Annotated in this window: 17 protein-coding genes; 8 read left to right on the top strand and 9 right to left on the bottom strand. The window is 64.4% G+C overall.

The features are described from left to right. Window positions 1-54: 54 nt before the first annotated feature. From G3O06_RS03915 to G3O06_RS03900, 4 genes are all read left to right on the top strand, one after another. Window positions 55-288, top strand: coding sequence for a hypothetical protein (locus tag G3O06_RS03915; protein ID WP_205815066.1), 234 nt, complete (start codon window positions 55-57; stop codon window positions 286-288). Window positions 289-371: 83 nt separating this feature from the next. Continuing rightward, entirely contained in the window at window positions 372-1,268 is an 897-nt protein-coding gene (locus G3O06_RS03910) for a MurR/RpiR family transcriptional regulator (RefSeq protein ID WP_241019491.1), read from the top strand. Between the two features lie 81 nt (window positions 1,269-1,349). Next, window positions 1,350-1,565 carry a hypothetical protein gene (locus tag G3O06_RS03905; protein ID WP_174972361.1) on the top strand — a complete coding sequence of 72 codons (216 nt, stop codon included), beginning with the start codon at window positions 1,350-1,352 and terminating at the stop codon, window positions 1,563-1,565. Window positions 1,566-1,682: 117 nt separating this feature from the next. Beyond that, on the top strand, window positions 1,683-2,468 hold the full coding sequence (locus tag G3O06_RS03900; RefSeq protein ID WP_205815065.1) for a response regulator transcription factor: 786 nt from the start codon (window positions 1,683-1,685) through the stop codon (window positions 2,466-2,468). A gap of 529 nt (window positions 2,469-2,997) precedes the next feature. Here the strand turns inward: G3O06_RS03900 and G3O06_RS03895 are convergent. The 3 genes from G3O06_RS03895 to G3O06_RS03885 form a co-directional block, all read right to left on the bottom strand. After that, window positions 2,998-3,768, bottom strand: a complete 771-nt coding sequence (locus tag G3O06_RS03895) for a pyrroline-5-carboxylate reductase (RefSeq protein WP_205815084.1) — start codon at window positions 3,766-3,768, stop codon at window positions 2,998-3,000. Window positions 3,769-3,809: 41 nt separating this feature from the next. Then, window positions 3,810-5,483, bottom strand: a complete 1,674-nt coding sequence (locus G3O06_RS03890; RefSeq protein WP_205815064.1) for an electron transfer flavoprotein-ubiquinone oxidoreductase — start codon at window positions 5,481-5,483, stop codon at window positions 3,810-3,812. Window positions 5,484-5,713: 230 nt separating this feature from the next. Continuing rightward, entirely contained in the window at window positions 5,714-7,063 is a 1,350-nt protein-coding gene (locus tag G3O06_RS03885; RefSeq protein ID WP_346779482.1) for an MFS transporter, read from the bottom strand. Between the two features lie 565 nt (window positions 7,064-7,628). Here G3O06_RS03885 and G3O06_RS03880 point away from each other — a divergent pair. Genes G3O06_RS03880 through G3O06_RS03865 form a run of 4 tightly spaced genes read left to right on the top strand, consistent with a single transcriptional unit; the run spans window position 7,629 to window position 11,125 of the window. Next, window positions 7,629-8,816, top strand: coding sequence for an FAD-binding oxidoreductase (locus G3O06_RS03880; protein ID WP_205815063.1), 1,188 nt, complete (start codon window positions 7,629-7,631; stop codon window positions 8,814-8,816). A gap of 7 nt (window positions 8,817-8,823) precedes the next feature. Further along, a complete protein-coding gene (locus tag G3O06_RS03875) occupies window positions 8,824-9,444 on the top strand; it encodes a HutD family protein (RefSeq protein ID WP_205815062.1) in 621 nt (206 codons plus the stop codon). Window position 9,445: 1 nt separating this feature from the next. Beyond that, window positions 9,446-10,195 carry an electron transfer flavoprotein subunit beta/FixA family protein gene (locus G3O06_RS03870; RefSeq protein ID WP_205815061.1) on the top strand — a complete coding sequence of 250 codons (750 nt, stop codon included), beginning with the start codon at window positions 9,446-9,448 and terminating at the stop codon, window positions 10,193-10,195. Then, window positions 10,196-11,125 (top strand): electron transfer flavoprotein subunit alpha/FixB family protein, encoded by a 930-nt coding sequence (locus tag G3O06_RS03865; protein ID WP_174972373.1) that lies wholly within the window; start codon window positions 10,196-10,198, stop codon window positions 11,123-11,125. A gap of 127 nt (window positions 11,126-11,252) precedes the next feature. Here G3O06_RS03865 and hutG read toward each other — a convergent pair whose 3' ends face one another. The 6 genes from hutG to pruA form a co-directional block, all read right to left on the bottom strand. After that, on the bottom strand, window positions 11,253-12,056 hold the full coding sequence (gene hutG / locus G3O06_RS03860; RefSeq protein WP_205815060.1) for an N-formylglutamate deformylase: 804 nt from the start codon (window positions 12,054-12,056) through the stop codon (window positions 11,253-11,255). Window positions 12,057-12,357: 301 nt separating this feature from the next. Then, window positions 12,358-16,098 (bottom strand): bifunctional proline dehydrogenase/L-glutamate gamma-semialdehyde dehydrogenase PutA, encoded by a 3,741-nt coding sequence (gene putA, locus G3O06_RS03855; RefSeq protein ID WP_205815059.1) that lies wholly within the window; start codon window positions 16,096-16,098, stop codon window positions 12,358-12,360. Between the two features lie 85 nt (window positions 16,099-16,183). Beyond that, entirely contained in the window at window positions 16,184-17,014 is an 831-nt protein-coding gene (locus G3O06_RS03850; protein ID WP_174972379.1) for an ABC transporter permease, read from the bottom strand. 4 nt (window positions 17,015-17,018) lie between these two features. Further along, window positions 17,019-18,281 carry an ABC transporter permease gene (locus G3O06_RS03845; protein WP_241019490.1) on the bottom strand — a complete coding sequence of 421 codons (1,263 nt, stop codon included), beginning with the start codon at window positions 18,279-18,281 and terminating at the stop codon, window positions 17,019-17,021. Window positions 18,282-18,526: 245 nt separating this feature from the next. Beyond that, entirely contained in the window at window positions 18,527-19,600 is a 1,074-nt protein-coding gene (locus G3O06_RS03840; RefSeq protein ID WP_174972383.1) for an ABC transporter ATP-binding protein, read from the bottom strand. Between the two features lie 182 nt (window positions 19,601-19,782). Then, window positions 19,783-21,393 (bottom strand): L-glutamate gamma-semialdehyde dehydrogenase, encoded by a 1,611-nt coding sequence (gene pruA / locus G3O06_RS03835; protein WP_174972385.1) that lies wholly within the window; start codon window positions 21,391-21,393, stop codon window positions 19,783-19,785. Window positions 21,394-21,418 lie beyond the last annotated feature (25 nt).

Below are 21,418 nucleotides of genomic sequence, written 5' to 3'. Positions count from 1 at the left end.
GCGCCGTCCCGGACGCCGCTGCGAATGCCCTTCCCGCCAATCAGGACGCCCCGCATGGTCGAACGTCTCGCCGCTCTCGCGCTCTGCGCGGCCGTCATCACGCCGGCCGCCGTTGCCACGCCGGCCGATGCCGCGCCCGGCATCGACCCGATCGACCGGAAGATGACGCTATGCCTGGACGATCCCGAACACGCATCGACGGCGGGCCAGCACATGCGTTCATCGAGCGATGCTCGAAATGGGCATCAACATCGCCGAAAAGTCAGACAAAATCGCAGATCTCGTTAACCTCTAGTGCTGAAAATCCATTTACATCATAGACTTCATGTAACTGGATTTACCGAGCGGGGCCTGCCCCGATTTCAGCCGATATGACCACCACTCCAGATGCGGGCGAGCGATCCGACGACGAGTCGATAGAGGCTCGAATTGCCCGCGTGATGCCGACGCTGACGCCCGCACATCGACGGGTTGCGGAGTTCGTGCGAGCGAATCTCGTTCATGCGGCCACCATGCGCATCGACGAGTTCGCCGCCGCGGTTGATGTGTCGGTGGCCACGGCCAACCGCTTCGCCCGCGCGCTTGGTTTTGACGGGTATCCGCAGTTCCGGGCGAGCCTCGTACCGGATCTCGAAGCGGTTTTCGCGCCCGTCGAACGATTGCGGAGCGCGCTCAAGTCACCGTTGCCGAAGACGAAGGTGCTCGGTTTGTCCCTGACGCGCGAGGCCGAGAACCTCGAGGCATGCATTCACGCGCTCGATCAGCATGCGGCCGAGCAGGTGGTCTCGGCGCTTGTCGGCGCAGAGCGCGTGTTCATTCTCGGATACGGTTCCAGCGGCTATCTCGCGAGCTTGATGGAGCATGGCCTGAACCCCTACTTGAAGAATGTTCAGGCGCTGTCGCTGGGAGGCGGGCCGGAACACGCGGCGCGGCGCCTGTTCGGCGTAACGGCGAATGACCTGGTCGTTGCGCTCTCGTTTCCGCGCTATGTCAGGGACACGATTACGATAGCCCGGCGTGCGCAAGAGCACGGCGCTCGGCTGGTTGCGCTGACTGACGGCCCCGCGTCGCCGTTGGCGGGATTTTCCGACATCCTGCTGTTCATCCGTGCGAAGCGTCAGCTTACCGCGTGTTCGAACGCGACGATCCTGGCATGCATCGAGGCACTTTGCGATGCCGTGGCCAGCCGCGTTCCCAAATCCGACGCGGCATCAAAAAGGATGACCGAATTTGCATTGCCCTGGATTCATCAACCAGGGCGCAAATGAAACGCGAGTGACCAATGGGATGCATGCCTGCGCCTGCTTCAACTTGATCACGCTTGCTGCGACTTCGTCGATGAAAGGAGGATGAGCGGGGAAAAGGAAACGCTGTTTTTCAAAACTGCCAGTGCCATGACACACATCGGTGTACAACACAAAAAAACGACCGGGAGCCGTCAAGAAACTCGATTTGGAAGCCATTGCGTTCCCCGCGAGGGAACGCTGGATGATCGTGATCACGGCATGCGTGCGTTCGAAGAGCCCCTGGCGGGACGCCAGGTGTATCAGGCGCGCAACTTATAAATTGCGCAAGTGTGCTGTGTGACTCGATGCAGGATATGTCGGTGTGTGATCCGCTCCCGCGGGGCACCCCGGTATCCACAATAGCGAGCTGCCGGTGCCGGATCGTGTGGTGATGTAATGAATATTCTGATGGTAGAGAATGATCCCGTTCAGGCGGCGATCATCGGAAAAGCCTTGCAGTTGCACGGCCAGGAAATCTGCTGCGTGCATAACGGTGAGCGTGCCGTGCAGTTTCTCAAGGCGAAATGGATGGATCTCGTCATACTCGACTGGCAATTGCCGGGCATGAGCGGCCTGGACGTACTGCGCTGGATACGCGCAAACCTCGGTGATGAACCAACCGTCTTGTTTCTGACCGCAAGGACACTTGAGCCGGATGTCGTCACCGCATTTGAAGCCGGCGCCGATGATTACATCGCCAAGCCGTGTCGCGAAAGCGAACTGGTCGCTCGAGTCAAGGCGTTGCTGCGCCGGCATGACAGTGCCAGGAAGCGAGCAGACTCGAAACAGGTGGGCGCCTATGCGCTGAATGCCGAGACACGCACCGTGACGCTTCGCGGCGTCCCAATCGACCTGACGCCGAAGGAATTTGCGTTGACAGCCTGCCTGTTCGACAACCTTGGCCGGATCGTATCGCGTGATTTGCTTGGGGCGCTTGTGTGGGGCAGAGCACTCGACGGGTCGTCGAGAAGCCTCGATACACATATCTACCGGATTCGCCAAAAGCTGGCGTTGCGACCGGAGAACGGTCTTCGTCTTAGCGCCGCCTATATGCACGGCTATCGGCTCGACGTGGTCGACGATACAGCGACTACTTCCGGGAGGCCGCTTGCCGAGCAAGATGAGCAAGAGAGCGTGGCGAGCGTTGCTTCGAGCCAGCGCGTCATGTGTGCAGTGGCCTGATGAATCCGGGACCAATTCCGGTTCAGGGTCAACGCTCGGTTGCCATTCGAGGCGTACCTGTACACGAACCGGGGCCGAGTCGTACACGAGCCGATTGCCCGGTGATCACCACGGCGCGATATCCCGTTGCGGCATGAAAACAAGCCAACCCGGTCGACGCAAATGAAGTTGTCACCGCTTGCGAAGTAAAGATGTCGCGTCACCGCGAGGCCTGTATATCCTCCACCGATGACGATCGATCCGAAGTCGCGATATTTCTCGGGCCGCGCGTGAGTCGCTCCGGCAACATCGCGTACCAGCCCGAGCCTTGCCGGTAAACCGGATACGTCGCACCTCGGATATCCGGCGTCGAATGATGAGTGTCGATATTCTTGAGTGTCGGGCTACGATCGAAGATGTTGCCGGACCATCGGGCGTGTCCCGACAGACCAGCGTGTTCTTATCTTGAGCCGCCAGCACCGTCATGGTGCTTGCATCAACATCGCTGATGCCGAAACTCAGCGGAACTTGTCCCGATCGGACTCGACGTTCAGGCGCGGCCTTCGACGCGCGCCAGAATCCGATCGAGCGCTTCACCGTAGTACCGATAGGCGCCACGCTCCGTGAGTTCGGCATGCAGCTGCTCGTTCAGGCCGCCGGGCGTCATGCAGTGGTCGATCATCTCGGCAAACGACCGGCCGGTGCGGGTGGTGTCGTGAGCCAGGCCCACGCAGTAACCGGACAGGAATGCACGCGCGGCGTCGTATCGAAGCCCTTGCTGCGTCAGCCACTTCGCCTGATGTTCGAGCACCGCATAGAAGCTCGCCATCGTCGCCGTTACGGCGTGCACCGCATCGAACTGTTCCTCGCTTTCCACCTCGACGGCTTCGCCGAGCCCGGAAAACAGCGCTCCGGCAATTGCATCCGGCGGATAGATCGCCGTACTGCCTTTGAGATCCGCGACCGCCGGCAACGGTATCGCGCGAGCAAGCCGGCTGGCAGGATGAACGAGTCGACTCAGCGTTTCGATCGACGTTCCCGGGACGAACGTGACGACGTGGTGTCTCGCTTCGAACCGGAGCGCTCGCAGCACGTCGTCGACAATTTGCGGGACGACTGCGATACAGACGACATCCGACGCATCGAGCACCGCCTGATTGGACTCACTTACCTGAATGCGAGCATCCAGCGCGGCGAGTTCCGCGGCCGTTTCAGCGTTTCGCGGCGACAGCGCGATCCGGTCGAACGGGAAGCCCGACCGAATCAGGCCGGTAACGATTGCTTTCGTGATGACGCCGGTTCCGACAAATCCGAGATTCATTTTTTTGCTCGTGGTTGGAGGGTCGACTTGAATCGACGCGCTTACATGTTCGGATAATTGGGGCCGCCACCGCCTTCCGGCGTAACCCATACGATGTTTTGCGTCGGATCCTTGATATCGCAGGTCTTGCAGTGGACGCAGTTCTGCGCATTGATGGTCAGCCCGTCAGTACCATCGGCTTGGGTCCCGAACTCGTAGACGCCGGCCGGGCAGAACCGTGCTTCCGGGCCGGCATACTTCGCAAGGTTCACCTGCACCGGAACGCTCGTATCCTTCAGCGTCAGGTGCGCGGGCTGGTTTTCCTCGTGGTTCGTATTCGACAAGTACACGGACGACAGCCGATCGAACGTCAGCTTCCCGTCCGGCTTCGGATAGACGATTTCCCTGCAGGCCGAGGCGGGCCGGAGCGTCTCGTGGTCGGCGTGCCGGTGATGGAGCGTCCACGGAACGCGACCACCGAGCACCTTCTGTTCGAGGCCGACCATGAATGTTCCGACGTAGAGTCCCTTGCTCATCCATTGCTTGAAATTGCGTGCGCGATGAAGCTCATCCCTCAGCCATGAACGCTCGAACGCCTGCGGATACTCGACCAGCTCGTCGCGCTGACGTCCCGCGCGCAGCGCTGCATGGGCAGCCTCCGCGGCCATCTTTCCGCTCGCAATGGCTGCGTGGCTGCCCTTGATTCGCGACGCGTTGAGAAAGCCCGCGTCGCAGCCGATCAGTGCGCCGCCCGCGAACGTGAGCTTCGGCAACGACGTCAGCCCGCCTGCGGTAATCGCACGGGCACCGTACGACACGCGCTTTCCGCCTTCGAGGAACTTGCGAATCTCCGGATGCGTCTTGTATCGCTGAAACTCTTCGAACGGCGACAAGTACGGGTTCGAATAGCCGAGACCGACCACGAAACCGACGACCACCTGATGGTTGTCCAGGTGATAGAGAAAGGAGCCGCCGTACGTGTCGCGGTCAAGCGGCCAGCCAGCCGTATGCACGACGAGCCCCGGCTTGTGCATGGCCGGGTCGATTTCCCACAGCTCCTTGATGCCGAGACCATGCACCTGCGGATCGGCGCCGTCGCGAAGCTTGAAGCGATCCATCAACTGGCGGCCGAGGTGACCCCGCGCGCCTTCTGCAAACAGTGTGTATTTCGCGTGCAGTTCCATCCCGAGCTGGAAGTTCCCGGTCGGCTCGCCGTTCTTGCCGACGCCCATGTTGCCGGTCGCCACGCCCTTCACTTCGCCGCGCTCGCCATACAGGATCTCGGCAGCCGGGAATCCGGCGAAAATCTCGACACCCAGTGCCTCGGCCTGCTGACCGAGCCAGCGCGTCACGTTGCCCAGGCTGACGACGTAGTTGCCGTGATTCTTGAAATTATCGGGCAGCAGCCAGTTCGGAACCTGCTTCGCACCGCGTTGCGACAGAAACAGGAATCGGTCCTCGGTCACCTCGACGTCGAGCGGTGCGCCCCTCTCGCGCCAATCCGGCATCAACTCCTGCAGCGCACGTGGATCCATGACCGCGCCGGACAGCGTATGCGCGCCGATTTCGGAGCCCTTTTCGAGCACGCAAACACTGACATCCACGCCGCTCTCGAGCGCCAGCTGCTTGATCCGTATCGCGGCGGACAGTCCTGCCGGCCCGCCGCCGACGATTACCACGTCGTACTCCATGGATTCGCGCGGGCCGAATTGCTCGACGAGATTCTGTGTGTTCATGTCTGTAGATCGCAAATTTTCAAATGGGGGGTCATCGGCCAACTGCGACCCTGGCCGCGGCCCGCTCGTGCGTGGCGTCCCCGCCGTGATTCGCACGACGCGTCGAACCAATCCTACCCATCGACAAAGCGACGTCGCGCGATATAAATGGTCGTTATGCTGCAAACAACCGCCGCTTGGATTGGCGAGCGGATGCAGCTGTCGGGCGCGCCGCCCCGAGTCGATCCGATTCACTTGCGGGCAGCCGATGCCTCGCTCAACAACTTGCCTTTCGTTTCCGGTGCCAGCGCATAGGAAATCACGCCGCCGACGAGACTGATGCCAGCGGCGATCATCATCGCCGCGCCCACACCATACGTTTCGATGATCACCGGCAGGAGGAATGTGCCCATTGCCGCACCGACGCGCGAAACGGCCGTGGCGACGCCGACGCCGATTCCGCGGATTTCCGTCGGAAACACTTCCCCCGGATACACGCCGGTCAGCACCGTCGAAATGGCGTTGACCAACGAGAAGGTGAAGAAGCAGACGAGGATCAGCTCCGACGAGACGTCGGAGAACAGCGCGACGCTCATCAGCGCGACGGCGGAGACGAAGAACGGCGGAATGGCCAGCACGCGTCGACCGACTTTTTCGATCAGCATCACGGCGATGATCGTCCCCAGCACGGCAACGCCATTGAGTACCAGGCCGCCTGTCAACCCTTCCTTCAGCCCCAGCCGCTCGAGAACGATTGGTGCGAACGCGCCGATGGCGAAGTAAGGCGTGACGTTGCACACCCAGAACATCGACACGAAGAAGGTCGTCTTGAAGTATCCGGGCGAGAACAACGATCGGAATCCGTACTTTTCTGACGCGCCGCTCGGTTGCAGTTCCCCGAGTTCGTCCGGTTCCAGGTATTCCTTCGCAAGCGCCTTCGCTTCGGCGACTTTGCCGCGGCTCATCAACCAACGCGGCGACTCGGGCGTGCCGAGGCGCATCAGAAAGACAATGACCGTCGGCACCGTACTCAGGCCGAGAATGACCTGCCAGCTTGCCATCGAGGATTCGGTCAGCCCCCAGCCGATCGCATACGACACGAGATAGCCGACGTACCAGACCAGCTCGAGTATCGCGAGCAATTTTCCGCGCAGGCGCGCAGGCGCAAATTCGGCGAGCAGCGGCCATCCGATCGAATAGTCGGCGCCGATCGCAATCCCCATCACCAGACGCACGACGAAGAGCTGCCACGCTTCGGCAACGAAGAACTGGGCAGCGGAACCGACCAGGAAGATGGCGAGGTCGACCGTAAACATCGGCCGGCGCCCCACCCGGTCCGCCAGCCATCCGCCGAGCGGGCCGCCGATGAAGATGCCGATCAGCGCCGATGCGCCGATCAACCCCTGCCAGATCGGCGACAGGTGCAGGTCGCGGGTAATCGCAGGCATCACGATGCCGATGCAGCCGAGGATGAATCCATCGATGAACATGCCGCCGGAAATCACGGCGGTCAGTTTCGTGAGGAACTTTCGGTGTTTGCCGGATAGTGCTGCCGCGGGCAGGGAATGAGCGGGAACTGCACGAGAAAATACCTTTGACACGATGATGTCTCACGTGGACACCTTCAGGCTCTACGGGAAACGTCAGTGCATATTCCGGCCCGAACTGCCGCACTGGACGATCAACCCGCAAGCGCCATCGGCGGCCAGTCTCCTGGTAAGTTGATGTTTTGCGCGGGATGCACCGCACAGCCGGGCCGACGCGTCGACCACCGCGTCGCGCAGTCGCCACCTCCCGGGACATTGCGATACCTGCACGAAGACGCCGCCGCCAGATCCATCGCGTGCGCCGTGAATCGGCACGATCGAACAGTCCTTCGGCGGAAAATCGACAGCATGTCGACCGCCTCCCGCAACGCGCCCGGTTCGGCGTCGAAGCGATCTTATTGTTCGATATCCGACATATCGCTCGACATAAGATCCCCTGATGCTCGACACAATCGCGCGTTGATCTTCCCTGTCTTGCACGCCGCCGGGGTATCCGCTCGACGCCGGCAGCGCCCGCCACGCTGCGCCTTTTGCTAAAGATTGCCCCCGCTTATATTCGCGGGCTCCGTTTTTTTCCGCGTCAGACTCGTTCTCACCCTGACCAGAAGGAAACGGAATCATGAACTCGTATGACGTCGTCGTAATCGGTGCTGGCGTGATCGGCAGCTCCGTGGCGTTCCACCTGTCGAAGCTCGGCGCCAGGAACGTGCTCGTCCTGGACCGGGGCACGATCGGCGCGGGCACGACCTCGCAGTCCTCGGGCATCCTGCGCACGCACTACTCCGTCAAGGAGAACGTCGAGCTGGCCCGCAAGTCGTGGCACGTCTTCAATACGTTCCCCGAGTATCTCGGCGACGACGAAGCATCGTGCGGCCTCGTCAAGTGCGGCTACATGATCGTCGCGTCGGAAGGCGACAAGCTCGAACCGCTGCGTGCGTCGCTCAACCAGCAAAAGGAACAAGGCATTCCGCTCGAATTCCTCAATCGGCAACAGGCGGCCGAACTGCTCCCGATCGCCCGCTTCGACGACTGCGCGCTGATCGGCTATGAGCCGGAAGCCGGCTTCGCCGACGCCTATCTCGTGGCGACGAGCTTCGCGCGTGCCGCGCGGCGCGGCGGCGTCACCGTGAAGGAAAACGTCAACGTCGACAAGGTGCTGATCGAGAACGGCAAGGTCGTCGGCGTGTCGACCGATATCGGCGAATTCAAGACGTCGATGGTCATCAGCACGCAGAACATCTGGACGCCGGAACTCGCCGGCTGGACCGGCAAGACGCTGCCGATCATGCCCGAGCGGCACGCCGTGCTCGCGCTCGAGTGCGATGCGGCCAGGTACACGTTCTCGATGCCCGTCTTCAAGGATCTCGCATCGCCCGGCATGCTTTACTGCCGCAGCTACGGCGGCAACCAGATGCTCGTCAGCGAAGGCGTCGTCGGCGAAAAACTCAATGCGGCCGACGTCGAGCAGGGCGACATCCCGATGGACTACATCGTCGATGTCGGCGCGCAGGTCGCCGAGCGTTTCCCGAACTACGAAACCGCCGGCATCGCGTCGTCGTGGACCGGCGTCTACGACGTCACGCCGGACTGGAACCCCGTGCTCGGCAAGCTGCCGGGCATCGAAGGCCTGGTGGTCGGCTACGGATTCTCCGGGCACGGCTTCAAGCTGTCGCCGACGGTCGGCCTCGTGCTCGCGCAGGAAGCGCTCGGGCTGCCGACCGAAGTGTCGCTGAAGCCGTATTCGATCGAGCGCTTTGCCACCGGCGAATTGCTCAGCGGCAAGTACGGCCTCGGCGCGGTGTCGTGAGAACGCCATGGGGTCGCTGATCGACGTGTATCCGATCGAGTCCGTTGCGCCCGAGCCCTGGCGCAATGGCGGCGGCGTCACGCGGACCCTCGCGACCGGCGGTGCCGATTGGCGTGTCAGCCTGGCATCCATCGAGCGCAGCGGGCCTTACTCGCGGTTCCCCGGCATCGACCGCGTGTCGCTGGTCCTGAGCGGTAACGGCGTTTCATTGACCGACACCGACGTGGTCGTGCGGCTAGGGCCATGGATCGCCGCGGAATACGACGGAGACGCGGACTGGCAAGCCACGCTGATCGATGGCCCGTCGCTGGCGCTCAACGTGATGACCAGGAAGAACCGGTACCGCGCAAGCGTCCGGCTCGTCGACGCGCCGCGCGTCGTGCGCCCGGGATGTTCGGCAATCGTCGTCGCGATGGACTGCGGGTGCTCGTTCGCCGAAGGCCCCGACACTCGGACCGGCGACGTGATGCCCGGGCACGTTCTCGTGTCGGAACACCATGCCCATGCTCTACGGCTCGCCCCGCATGCCGCAAGCGCCGACGCAGCCGCGCACGAGCCGTACGCCGTGCTCGTGACCATCGAGCCCGTTGCCGTCGGAGACGCACATTTGATATTCAGAGGAATATGACATGAAAGTTATTGCAGCCGTGAAACGCGTGGTGGACTACAACGTCAAGGTGCGCGTGAAGTCAGACCACACGGGCGTGGAGATCGGCAACGTCAAGATGTCGATGAATCCGTTCGACGAAATCGCCGTGGAGGCCGCCACGCGGCTGAAGGAGGCCGGCCACGCGACCGAGGTCGTCGCCGTGTCGTGCGGCGTCGCGCAATCGCAGGAAACGCTGCGCACGGCGCTCGCGATCGGCGCCGATCGCGGCGTGCTCATCGAGACCGACGCGGAACTCCAGCCGCTGGCCGTCGCGAAACTGCTGAAGGCCGTCATCGACAACGAGCAGCCGCAACTCGTCATCCTCGGCAAGCAGGCGATCGACGACGACGCCGGGCAGACCGGCCAATTGCTGGCCGCGCTGCTCGACTGGCCGCAGGCGACGTTCGCCAGCCACATCGAGATCGGCGACGGCGTCGCGACGGTGACGCGCGAGGTCGACGGCGGCCTCGAAGTGATCTCGCTGACACTCCCGGCCATCGTCACGACCGACCTGCGGCTGAACGAGCCGCGTTACGTCACGCTCCCCAGCATCATGAAAGCGAAGAAGAAGCCGCTCGATACCGTCACGCCGGCTGCACTCGGCGTGGACCCGTCGCCGCGGCTGAAGACGCTGAAGGTCGTCGAACCGCCCGTTCGCAAGGCCGGCGTGCGGGTCCCCGACGTCGCGACGCTGATCGAGAAACTGAAATCCGAAGCCAAGGTGATTTGAATGACGACGCTTGTTATTGCCGAACACGACAATGCTCAACTGAAGAGCGCGACACTCCACACCATTGCCGCGGCCCGCACGCTGTCGAACGGCGTTCACGTGCTCGTCGCCGGCCATGCCGCGCAGCCGGTCGCGCAGGCGGCAAGCCAGGTCGCGGGCGTCGACAAGGTCATCCACGTCGACGCGCCGCATTTCGCCGACGCGCTCGCCGAAAACGTGGCCGCGCAGGTGCTGGCGCTCGCGGGCGACTATACGCACATCCTGTTCCCCGCCACGGCCGCGGGCAAGAACGTCGCGCCGCGCGTCGCGGCCAGGCTCGATGCCGCACAGATTTCCGACGTGATCGCGATCGATTCCGCGGATACGTTCCAGCGCCCGATCTATGCGGGCAACGCGATCGCCACGGTGCAGTCGCCGGACCCCGTGAAGGTCGCCACCATTCGTACCACGGCGTTCGATGCGGCGCCGTCGCACGGCGGCAGCGGAACGATCGAGACGGCGCCCGCGGTCGCGGATACCGGGTTGTCGACGTTCGTGCGCCGCGAAGTGGCGAGCAGCGACCGGCCTGAACTGACCGCCGCGCGCGTCGTCGTGGCCGGCGGCCGCGGCCTCGGCAGTGCGGAGAACTTCGCGCTGCTCGACCCACTGGCGGAAAAGCTCGGTGCGGCGGTCGGCGCATCGCGCGCGGCAGTCGATTCCGGCTACGCGCCGAACGACTGGCAGGTCGGCCAGACCGGCAAGATCGTCGCGCCGGAGCTGTATGTCGCGGTCGGGATTTCGGGTGCGATCCAGCATCTGGCCGGCATGAAGGATTCGAAGATCATCGTGGCCGTCAACAAGGACGCGGACGCACCGATCTTCGGCGTGGCCGACTACGGTCTCGTCGGCGACCTGTTCGACGTGGTCCCGCAACTGACCAACGGGCTCTGAGCACGGCTTCGATACGCGGGTAGCCGGGCCGGCTCCCGCGTTTGCCGCCATCAACGGATCTCCGTGATGGCGGTCTTTTTTTGGGCTGGCACGCAAGCGGCGGCAAGTGCCGCGCGTGTCGCGTCACTCAACGATCGACGGTACGCAGCGCGTCGACTGCCGCCCGCACCATGCGCGCCACGACCGGCCCGACCTGTTCGGCACGATCCGCCCGATAATCGAACGGCGGCGTCTCGTCCATGTAGGTCGACTGGCACATCTCGAGCTGGATCGCATGGACGCCTTCAGCCGGCCGGCCATATTCGCGCGTGATGTATCCGCCCTTGAAACGCCCGTTCGCGACCCACGTGAACGGCTGGCGATCGAGCGTGCCGGTCACCGCGTCGAGAATGCGCGCATCGCAACTTGCGCCCGAGTTCGTCCCGAGGTTGAGGTCCGGCAGCTTGCCGTCGAACAGCCGCGGCAGCACGCTCGCGATCGAGTGCGCCTCCCATAGCAGCACCGCGCCGTGCGCCGCCTTCAGGCGGTCGAGTTCGGCGCGCAGCCGCGCGTGATACGGCTGCCAGTACGCATCCAGGCGCCGCGCGATTTCGGCCGCGTCGGGCGCGGCGCCGCTCGCATAGAGCGGCTCGCCGCGAAACGTCTCGGTCGGGCACAGCCCGGTCGTCGTCTGTCCCGGATACAGGCTTTCGCCGCTGGCCGGCCGGTTCAGGTCGATCACGTAGCGCGACACACGCGCCCCCAGCATCGACGCCCCCGCGTGCTTCGCAAACGCGTAGAGCCGGTCCAGATGCCAGTCGGTGTCGGCGACGTGTTCCGCGACGCCGGTCAGTTGATTTCGGACCTGCGGCGGGATGTCGGTACCGAGATGCGGGATCGAGATCAGGAGCGGCAGTTCCCCCTGATGAAAGTCGAATACGGCGTCGGTCAAGATGGAATCTCCATGGAGGAATGGGGCCGGGATGGATGGGTTGCGTCCAGGCGCCCGGTCGCGCGCGGCCGGACGAACGCCTCGGACGCAAGGCCCGGCTGCCGGTGCGGTTCCGCGTGCGTCGCGGCAATGCGACGGCCGGCGCCGCTCCGGTACGCGGCCAGGCAACGACGCGACGGGATCCGTTCGAATCCCGTCGCGCCGCCCCGCCCACGCGCGATCGCGTTCCGGCTGGACACGTCGATCGGCTGGCGGGAAATCGGCGTTACCCGAACGCCGAATGGAGGTGAGAAGCGATCGGCTACGCGAAATCCTCGCTCAACACCATGAGCTGCGTATTTCCGCCGGCAGCGCTCGCGTTGACCGTCGTCACGCGTTCGCGAACGAGGCGGGTCCAGTCGTACATGCCGTGAACGTCCGGCGCGAGCACGATGGCGGCGGCATCCGCGGCGGCGGCACGCATCGATGCTGCCCGCGCTTCGTCGTCGACCAGCACGACCACCGGGCGAACACCGGCGATCTCGCCGCGAACGACACGCCGCACGTCGTCCGAGTCGACGATCCGGCAATGTCCGGCGAGACGCGCAGCCACGTCGTCGGCCATCGGCGACTTCAGCAAGATCACCTCGTTGCCGAACGCTGTCGCCGCAACGGCCTGCACGATCACGCTGCTCATCGACGCACCCGCGCAGAGCACCTGGCCGCGGGGGAGTACCTCCGTCGTGTTCTCTTCGCCCGTCAGGGCCGGCAAGCCGATCGGCAGCGTGTCGGCAATCAGGCCGCACAGCTTCATGCCCGCATTCGCGATGACGTTGGCCGCCGCCAAGCGCCGCTCCGATGCCAGCGAGAACAGCGCATCGACGCGAGCCCGGCTCGCCTGCTTCGCCTGCTGAAGCGCGGCCTGCCGCGCCACGAAGCGGCCTTCGCCGGTCTGCGCCGGAAACTCGTAGAACTTTTCGCTGTTCAGCCTGGACGACGGCGCGAACGGGCCGTTCGCGCCCGCATAGGCATTCGGAATCTGCCGGGTGAGCGCCAGCAGCGTCAGCGGGCCGCCCATCATCGGCCCCGTTCCCGATGCATTCACGCCGCCGAAAGGCTGCATGCCGACGAACGCACTGTGCATCGCGCGATTGACGCAAACGCTGTTGGCGGTCGAACGCGACAGCAGCGTGCCGGCGGCCTCGTTGATGCGCGTATGCAGTCCGACTACGCCGCACCCGATTGCGTTGAGGCGGTCCATCAGCCTGTCCATTTCGCCAGTCTTCCACCGGACGACGTGCAGCACGGGACCGGCGATCGCGAGATCAACACCCGACAACGCATCGAGTGTGCCGAGGTCGACGATGGCCGGCGCGACGAACTGCCCTTTCGCACAATCGCCCGATACGCGGGCGCGGATGACCTTGAAGCCGCGACGCGCCATGTCCGCGAGGTAGCCGTCCAGCTGGTCGCGCAGCTTGCGTGTCGCAACCGGTCCGATGTCCGTCGCCGCATCCAGCGGATCGCCGATGCGCCGCTCGCTCAGCATCCCCGTGAGCATCCGCCGCACGATCTCGGCCGTGGAATCCTGCAGGCACAGGATGCGCAGCGACGACGCGAGTTGTCCGGCATGCTTGAACGCCGACACCATCGCGTCGGAAATGACTTGTTCCGGCAACGCCGAGCTGTCCACGACCAGCGCGTTCACGCTGCCGACGGTTGCGATCAGCTTCGCGGCATGCGACGCCTGTGCGAGCTGCAACGCGATCGCCTTCTCCACACGCGACGTACCCGTGAAAAGAACGGCCGCCACGCGGCGGTCGGCGACGAGCGCACGCCCGACTTCCTGTCCCGACCCCAGCAGAAGCTGGACGACGCCGTCGGGAATGCCGGCCTCCAGGAACAGGCGGACTCCCGCATGCGCGACCAGCGAACCGGCCGACGACGACGGTTTGGCGATCACGGCATTGCCGGCGGCGACCGCGGCTGCGATCTGACCGACCGCGGTTGCCAGCGGCGAAGCCGACGGCGTGATGCTCACGACCATACCGAGCGGCTCCGCCGCCTCGACGCGGCTGTCCGTTCTCAGCTGGTACGCATACAGGCGACAGAGGTTGACGGACTTGCGGATCTCGTCGGCCGCTTCCGCCATGGTCGCGCCGCTTTCGAGCACCAGCAGCGCACCCAGCCGGGACGCGCTCCGCTCCATTCGACCGGCGACCGAATCGAGGCACGCGGCGCGATCGTCCGCGGATCGCCGGCCCCACGCGACGGCCGCAAGCGCGCCCGCGGCGAGTGCCGATGCAACTGCGTCCGGTCGGCATGCGGTCACGCTGCCGATGACCTCGGACGAATCGCTTGCACTGAACACCAGCGCGGTCGCATCCGAATGGACATCCACCACGCCGGCGACGATGGACTGTGCGCTCAGCCGATTCGCACGCAGTTCCGCGATGGCCGCATCGAACTCCGCCGACTCGCCGAAACTCAGCGCAGCGGCGTTGACGCGCCCCGGCAACACGCCCGTCGGCGCGACGATGCCCGCATGCGGCCGGCCGCCGGTGCGCGCCGCACGCGCGACCGGATCCTCGACGATGTCGTCAATGCTGACCGCCTCGTCGACGATCTGGTTCACGAACGACGAGTTCGCACCGTTCTCGAGCAGGCGCCGGACCAGATAGGCCAGCAACGTCGCATGCGGCCCGACCGGCGCGTAGATGCGACACGCACGCCCGAGCTTCGATTTGCCGACGACCTGGTCGTAGACGGTTTCGCCCATCCCGTGCAGGCATTGGAACTCGAATTCCTGGTCCCCGCCCAGCGTGAACGCCGCGGCGAGCGAGAACGCGTTGTGCGTCGCGAACTGCGGGAAGATCGCGTCCGGCGCAGCCAGCAGCGCCTTCGCGCAGGCGATATAGCTGACGTCGGAATGCACCTTGCGCGTGAAAACCGGGTACCCGGTCGCGCCTGCATCCTGCGCGAGCTTGATCTCGGTATCCCAGTACGCCCCCTTCACGAGGCGAATGTTGATGCGTCGGCCGGTCGCGCGGGCCAGCGCGACGATCCAGTCGGCCACCGCGCGCCCGCGCTTCTGGTACGCCTGGAGCGAAATGCCGATGCCGTTCCACCCGCGCAGGCTCGGTTCGCGGCATAGCCGCTCGAGCATCTCGAGCGTCAGGTCGAAACGCGCCGACTCTTCCTGATCGAGGTGGAAACCGATCTGGTAACGCTTCGCGAGTTCGGCAAGCTGCAGCAGCCGCGGATACAGTTCCGCGATGACCCGCTCGCGCTGAGGCAATTCATAGCGTGCGTGCAGGCCCGAGATCTTCACCGATACGCCCGGACCTTCGATCGGCCCTTGCCCGCCGGCGTCCTTCCCGATCGCTTCGATCGCATGCTTGTACGAATTGAAATACGCGAGCGCATCCTCGTCGGTCAGCGCGGCTTCGCCGAGCATGTCGTACGTATAGCGATACCCGCTCGCTTCGTGGCCTTTCGCGACCCCGATGGCCTCCTCGATCGTCTGCCCCGTGACGAACTGCTTGCCGAGCATCCGCATCGCGTAGGCCACCCCGGCCCGCACCACGGTCTCGCCGCCTTTCCTGAGCACGCTCATCAGCGCCTCGGTCAGCGCGGCATCGTCCGGTTTCTTCAACAGTTTGCCGGTGATCAGCAGGCCCCACGCGGTCGCATTGACGAAGAACGACGGCGATTTGCCGAGATGCGCGCGCCAGTCCGCGTCGACGATCTTGTCGCGGATCAGCTGGTTGCGCGTCTCCGTATCCGGAATGCGCAACATCGCTTCGGCGAGACACATCAGCGCGATCCCCTCGCGGCTGTCCAGCGAGAATTCCTGCGTGAGCAGATCGACGCCGCCCGCGTCGATCCGCGCATCGCGAACCCCCTGTGCGAGCTTGCCCGCAAGCGCCTGCGCCTTCGCGAGCGTCGGACCGTCCATTCTGGCCTCCTGCATCAGCGCCAGCACGACGACCTGCTCGTCCAGCGAGGAAGCGTCGACGATTCTACGGCGCAGCGCGCTCAAATCCGTCGACGCCGTTTGCATTGGTTTGAATTCCGTCAGCATTTTGATAGACCCACTGATTGCTTCGACAATTTAGGTGTTTCGCTTGCGTGAAACCACGCGATCCTCAACCGGCATGCCCGCGCAGCCGTTCGGTGCGGCGCCGCAGCCATTCGAGCGTGACGAGAAGCAATGTCGAGACGACCACGAGCACCGTTGCGACGGCGAGGATGGTCGGGCTCAGTTGCTCGCGGATGCCGGCCCACATCTGCCGCGGGATCGTCCGCTGGTCCGGGCCCGTCAGGAACAGCGCCACGACGATCTCGTCGAACGACGTCGCGAACGCGAACAGCGCGCCCGACACGACGCCCGGCGCGATGATCGGCAGCTTGACTTGCCAGAACACGCGCATCGGCGATGCGCCCATGCTGCGTCCGGCGCGCGTCAGGGTCTCGTTGAAACCCGCCAGCGTCGCGGTCACCGTCACGACGACGAACGGCACGCCGAGCGCCGCATGCGCGAACGTCAGGCCGAGCAGGCTGCTTGTCAGCCCGAGCGGGCTGAACGCGAAGTACACGCCGACCGCGGTGATGATGACCGGCACGATCATCGGCGAGACCAGCACGCCGGTGATGAACGACTTGCCCTTCAGTCGCGGATGCATGAGGCCGAGCGACGCCAGTACGCCCAGCAGGCTCGCGAGCACCGTCGAGCCGACACCGACGATCAACGTGTTGCGAAGCGCGAACATCCATTCGGCGCTGTCGAAGAACTCTTCGTACCAGCGGAAGCTGAAGCCGGGCATCGGATACGTGAAGTACGGCTGCGAATTGAACGACAGCGGCATCACGACCAGCACCGGGAGCACCAGGAACAGCAGCACGAGCAGCGAGATCGCGACATGCGCGTAGCGCCCGGCACGCCCCCAGATCGTCACGTATGCAGGAAGATTGAACATGGTTTCACCCCAGCTTCACGCCGGCACCGCCGGTCAGTCGAACAAACATCCCGTACACGATCAGCACGCCTGCCAGCAAGATCGTGGCCAATGCACTGGCGAGTCCCCAGTTCAACGTCGAATTCACATGGTTCGCGATGTAGTAGCTCGCGAGCTGATCTTCCGGACCGCCGACGATCGCGGGCGTGATGTAGTAGCCGACCGCGAGGATGAAGGTCAGCATGCCGGCCGCGCCGACGCCGGGCAGCGTCTGCGGGAAATACACCTGGAAGAATGACCGGATCGGGCCGGCCCCGAGCGAGCGCGCCGCCTTCATGTACAGGTTCGGCACGCCCTTCATCACGCTGTAGAGCGACAGGATCGCGTACGGCAGCAGAATGTGCGTCATCGCGACCAGCACCCCGAAGCGGTTGTAGATCAGCGGCAGCGCCGTATCGGTGAGCCCGAGCCGGATCAGCCAGTCGTTGAGCACGCCGTTGGTCTGCAGCACGACGACCCACGCGGTCGTGCGCACGAGGATCGACGTCCAGAACGGCAACAGCACCATGATCATGAGGACGTTGCTGTACCGCGCCGGAATGTTGGCCAGGAAGTAGGCCACCGGATAGCCGAACAGCAAACACAGCAGGCTCACCGCGATACTGACCCAGGCCGTACGCAGAAACACGTCGATATAGAGCCGCTCGCCAGGCGCCTGACGGACGATCTCGCCCGTTTCGTCGCGCTTGAAGTCGAGGGCCTTCAGGTAATAGCCGAACGTCCAGGGCGACGCAGCGTACTTGATCGTCGACCAGGTGCGCAGCTCGTCCCAGCGCGGATCGATCTCCGCCATCCGCGCGCGCCACGTTCCGCCCGACGCGGCCGTATCGTCCGCGAGGTGCCGGGCGGTCTTCATCAGCAGCCCGCGCATCCCGGTCTCGTCGTAGTTCAGACGCGACGCGATGCGGCTGAGCCCCTCGCCTGCCCGGCTCGCGACCAGTTCCTTCCCGAACGTCGCATACAGCTGCTCGTCCGGCAGCTTGCCGGCCTTCGGTTCCCATTGACGCAGCATGGCCGCGGCATGCGGCAGCTCCTGCGACACCGTCGGGTCGCGCAGGCTTTTCAGCAGCAGGCTGCCAATCGGAACGAGGAACGTCACCAGCAGGAAAGCGAGCAGCGGAAACATCAGCAGCATCGCCTTGATCTGCCCCGCACGTTCGGTCCTGCGCAATCTGGCCTTGAGCGCCTTCGAATCGGGAACGGCAACGTTCTCGATCCCGTGTGTCATGACCGTCATATCACTGGGAAGAATCATCATGTTCGGCGGTTGCAACCGCGCCTCCTGGTATGGGCAGTGGTCGGTCCGGTGACTTCCGGGCCGGCCGGACCGCAAACTTCTGGTTCAGCTCGCCGGCTCTGTCCGTGCAGAGCATGACGATAAGGAATCCATATAATTCACCCCGGTTCGCCTCGCGGTCTCCACGCTGAATTGCCCCGGTGTTCCGGCGAGACGCCGGCCCTGCTACAGCGACGTTACAGTGCCCGGCACGCGTCGGCCATCCAGCCGATATCGACGGAGTCGCCGATCCGCAGGTTGCGCGCGGCGCCGTCGTTGGGCAGCTTCACGATGAAGTCGCCACGGCCGCACACCTGCATGACGATGCGCAGGTGGTCGCCGTAATAGATCAGGTCCTTCACGCCGGCACTGAATACGTTGTCGCACGTACGCGCCTGCTCGCCCACGGCGATGCGTTCGGGACGCAACGACACGCTGGTATTGCCCGACAGCTGGATCCCGCCGTTCGCGCTCGCATGGATCGCGTGGCCGCCGTCGAGACGCACGACACAGCGCGGATGATCGAGCGACGACACGACCCCGTTGAGCTCGTTGCTCTCGCCGATGAAGCGCGCGACGAACGCGTTCGCGGGCTTCTCGTAGAGCTCCGACGGCGACGCGAGCTGCTGGATGATCCCGTTGTTGAACACGGCGATCCGGTCCGACATCGTCATCGCTTCGCCCTGGTCGTGCGTGACGTAGACGACGGTCAGACCGCTCTGCTCGTGAATCTGCTTGATTTCATACTGCATCTGCTCGCGCAGCTGTTTGTCGAGCGCGCCGAGCGGTTCGTCCATCAGCACCAGCGCCGGCTCGAACACGAGTGCGCGTGCCACGGCGATGCGCTGCTGCTGGCCGCCCGACAACTGCGCCGGCATGCGGTTCGCGAACTTCTCCATGTTGACCATCCGCAGCGCCCGCATCACTTTCGTGTCGATATCGCTTTTGGAGACCTTCCGGACCTTCAGCGGAAACGCGAGGTTCTCCGCGACCGACTTGTGCGGGAACAGTGCATAGCTCTGGAACACCATGCCGATGTTGCGGCGCTCCGGCGGGATACGGTTGATCGGTTTCCCCTGCAGGAGAATCTCGCCGTGCGTGGCGGTTTCGAAGCCCGCGAGCATCATCAGGCAAGTCGTCTTGCCCGACCCGGACGGCCCCAGCATCGTGAGAAATTCGCCCTGCTCGATCTCGAGGTTGAGATTCTTCACGACCAGCGTTTCGCCGTCGTAGGTCTTCTGGACGTTCTTGAATGAGACGATCGTCGACATCGTATTCTCCAGTGAATCAGCGTTGGCGCTACGGCGCCTTACCCTGATCCCATGCTTCGCGATTGATCGGAGTCGGCGCCTTCGCGCCTGCGTCGGCCGGAGCCAGTGCGTCGGCACTGCCCCCGGCCCCATGCTTCGCACCCTGACCTCATGCAAAGCTGCGCGGAAAACCTTACCCGGGCTTATTCGCCGAACCGCCACTCGCGCGGCGGCAGGTACGTTTCCTTGACCACGCGCGGCGACGCCCAGCGCAGCAGGTTCAGATACGAGCCTGCCTTGTCGTTCGTGCCGCTCGCGCGACCGCCGCCGAACGGTTGCTGGCCGATCATCGCGCCGGTCGGCTTGTCGTTCAGGTACAGGTTGCCCGCGGCGTTGATCAGCGCGGCTTCGGCCTGGTGCAGCGCGAAGCGGTCGGTGCTGAAGATCGAGCCGGTCAGCGCGTAGGGGCTCGTCGCATCGATGAGCTCGAGCGTGTCCGCCCACGCGGCGTCGTCGTAGACGAACACCGACAGCACCGGGCCGAACAGCTCTTCCGTCATCAGCGCGTGCTTCGGATCCGAGACCTGCAGCACGGTCGGCTCGACGAAGTAGCCGGGATCCGACCAGGTCTTGCCGCCCGACACGACGGTCACCGCGCTGTCCTCCTTCGCGGCACCGATCACGCGGCTGAGCTTCTGGTACGACGCCTGCGAAATCACCGCACCCATGAAGGTGTTCGCGTCGGCGACGTCGCCGACCTTGAGTTCCGCCAGGCGCTCGCGCAGTTCCTCGCTCACCGCCGGCCACAGGCTGCTCGGGATATAGGCGCGCGATGCGGCGCTGCACTTCTGCCCCTGGTACTCGAATGCGCCGCGAATGAGCGCGATCGCCACTTCGGACGGGTTCGCCGACGCATGCGCAAGCACGAAATCCTTGCCGCCCGTTTCGCCGACGAGACGCGGAATCGTGCGGAACGCGTCGACCTTCGACGCGACGCCCTTCCACAGCGACTGGAACACCGCCGACGAGCCCGTGAAATGGATACCGGCCAGCTCGCGCGAAGACAGCGCGACGCGCGTGGTCATCTCGGCGTCGCCGGGTACGAAGTTGATGACGCCCGGCGGCAGGCCCGCCTCCTCCAGCGCTTCGTAGAAAATGTAGTTCGCGAGCGCCGACTTTTCGGACGGCTTCCAGAGCACCGTATTGCCCATGATCGCCGGCGCGGTCGTCAGGTTGCCGCCGATGGCCGTGAAGTTGAACGGCGACACCGCATACACGAAGCCTTCGAGCGGGCGCCAGTCGGCGCGATTGACCGCGGTCGGCACCGACAGCGGCTGCTCGGCGTACACGCGCTGCGCATTGAACGCATTGAAGCGCAGGAAGTCGATCAGTTCGCACGCGCTGTCCGGCTCGGCCTGGTCGATCGTCTTGCTCTGGCCGAGCATCGTCGCCGCGTTGATCTTCACGCGCAGGCGCGTCGCGATGATGTCGGCCGCCCGATGCAGGATCGTCGCGCGGCTGGCGTGCGTCAGGCTCGCCCAGTCGCGCGCCACCGATTTCGCGCTGGCGATGGCCTCCGAAACCTGCGCTTCGGTCGGGCGGTGGATACGGGCCAGCACGCGTTGATGATCGTGCGGTGCGCGTACCTCGACCGTATCGTTCGAGAAATATTTCTTCCCGCCGATGACGGTCGGGATGTCGACGACTTCGCGTTGCCCGAGGGCCTTGCTCAGTGCGTCAGCGGCTTCGGTTCCCGGGCGGAACGACACTTCCGGTTCATTGGCCGGCAGCGGAAATTGTGCACCTGAACTCACGCTAACTCCTTGTCAAATCGTTTCG

The sequence above is a fragment of the Burkholderia sp. Ac-20345 genome, assembly GCF_017104825.1.
GTDB classification, from domain to species: Bacteria; Pseudomonadota; Gammaproteobacteria; order Burkholderiales; family Burkholderiaceae; genus Burkholderia; species Burkholderia lata_B.
This window is presented reverse-complemented; position numbering and strand designations above follow the sequence as displayed.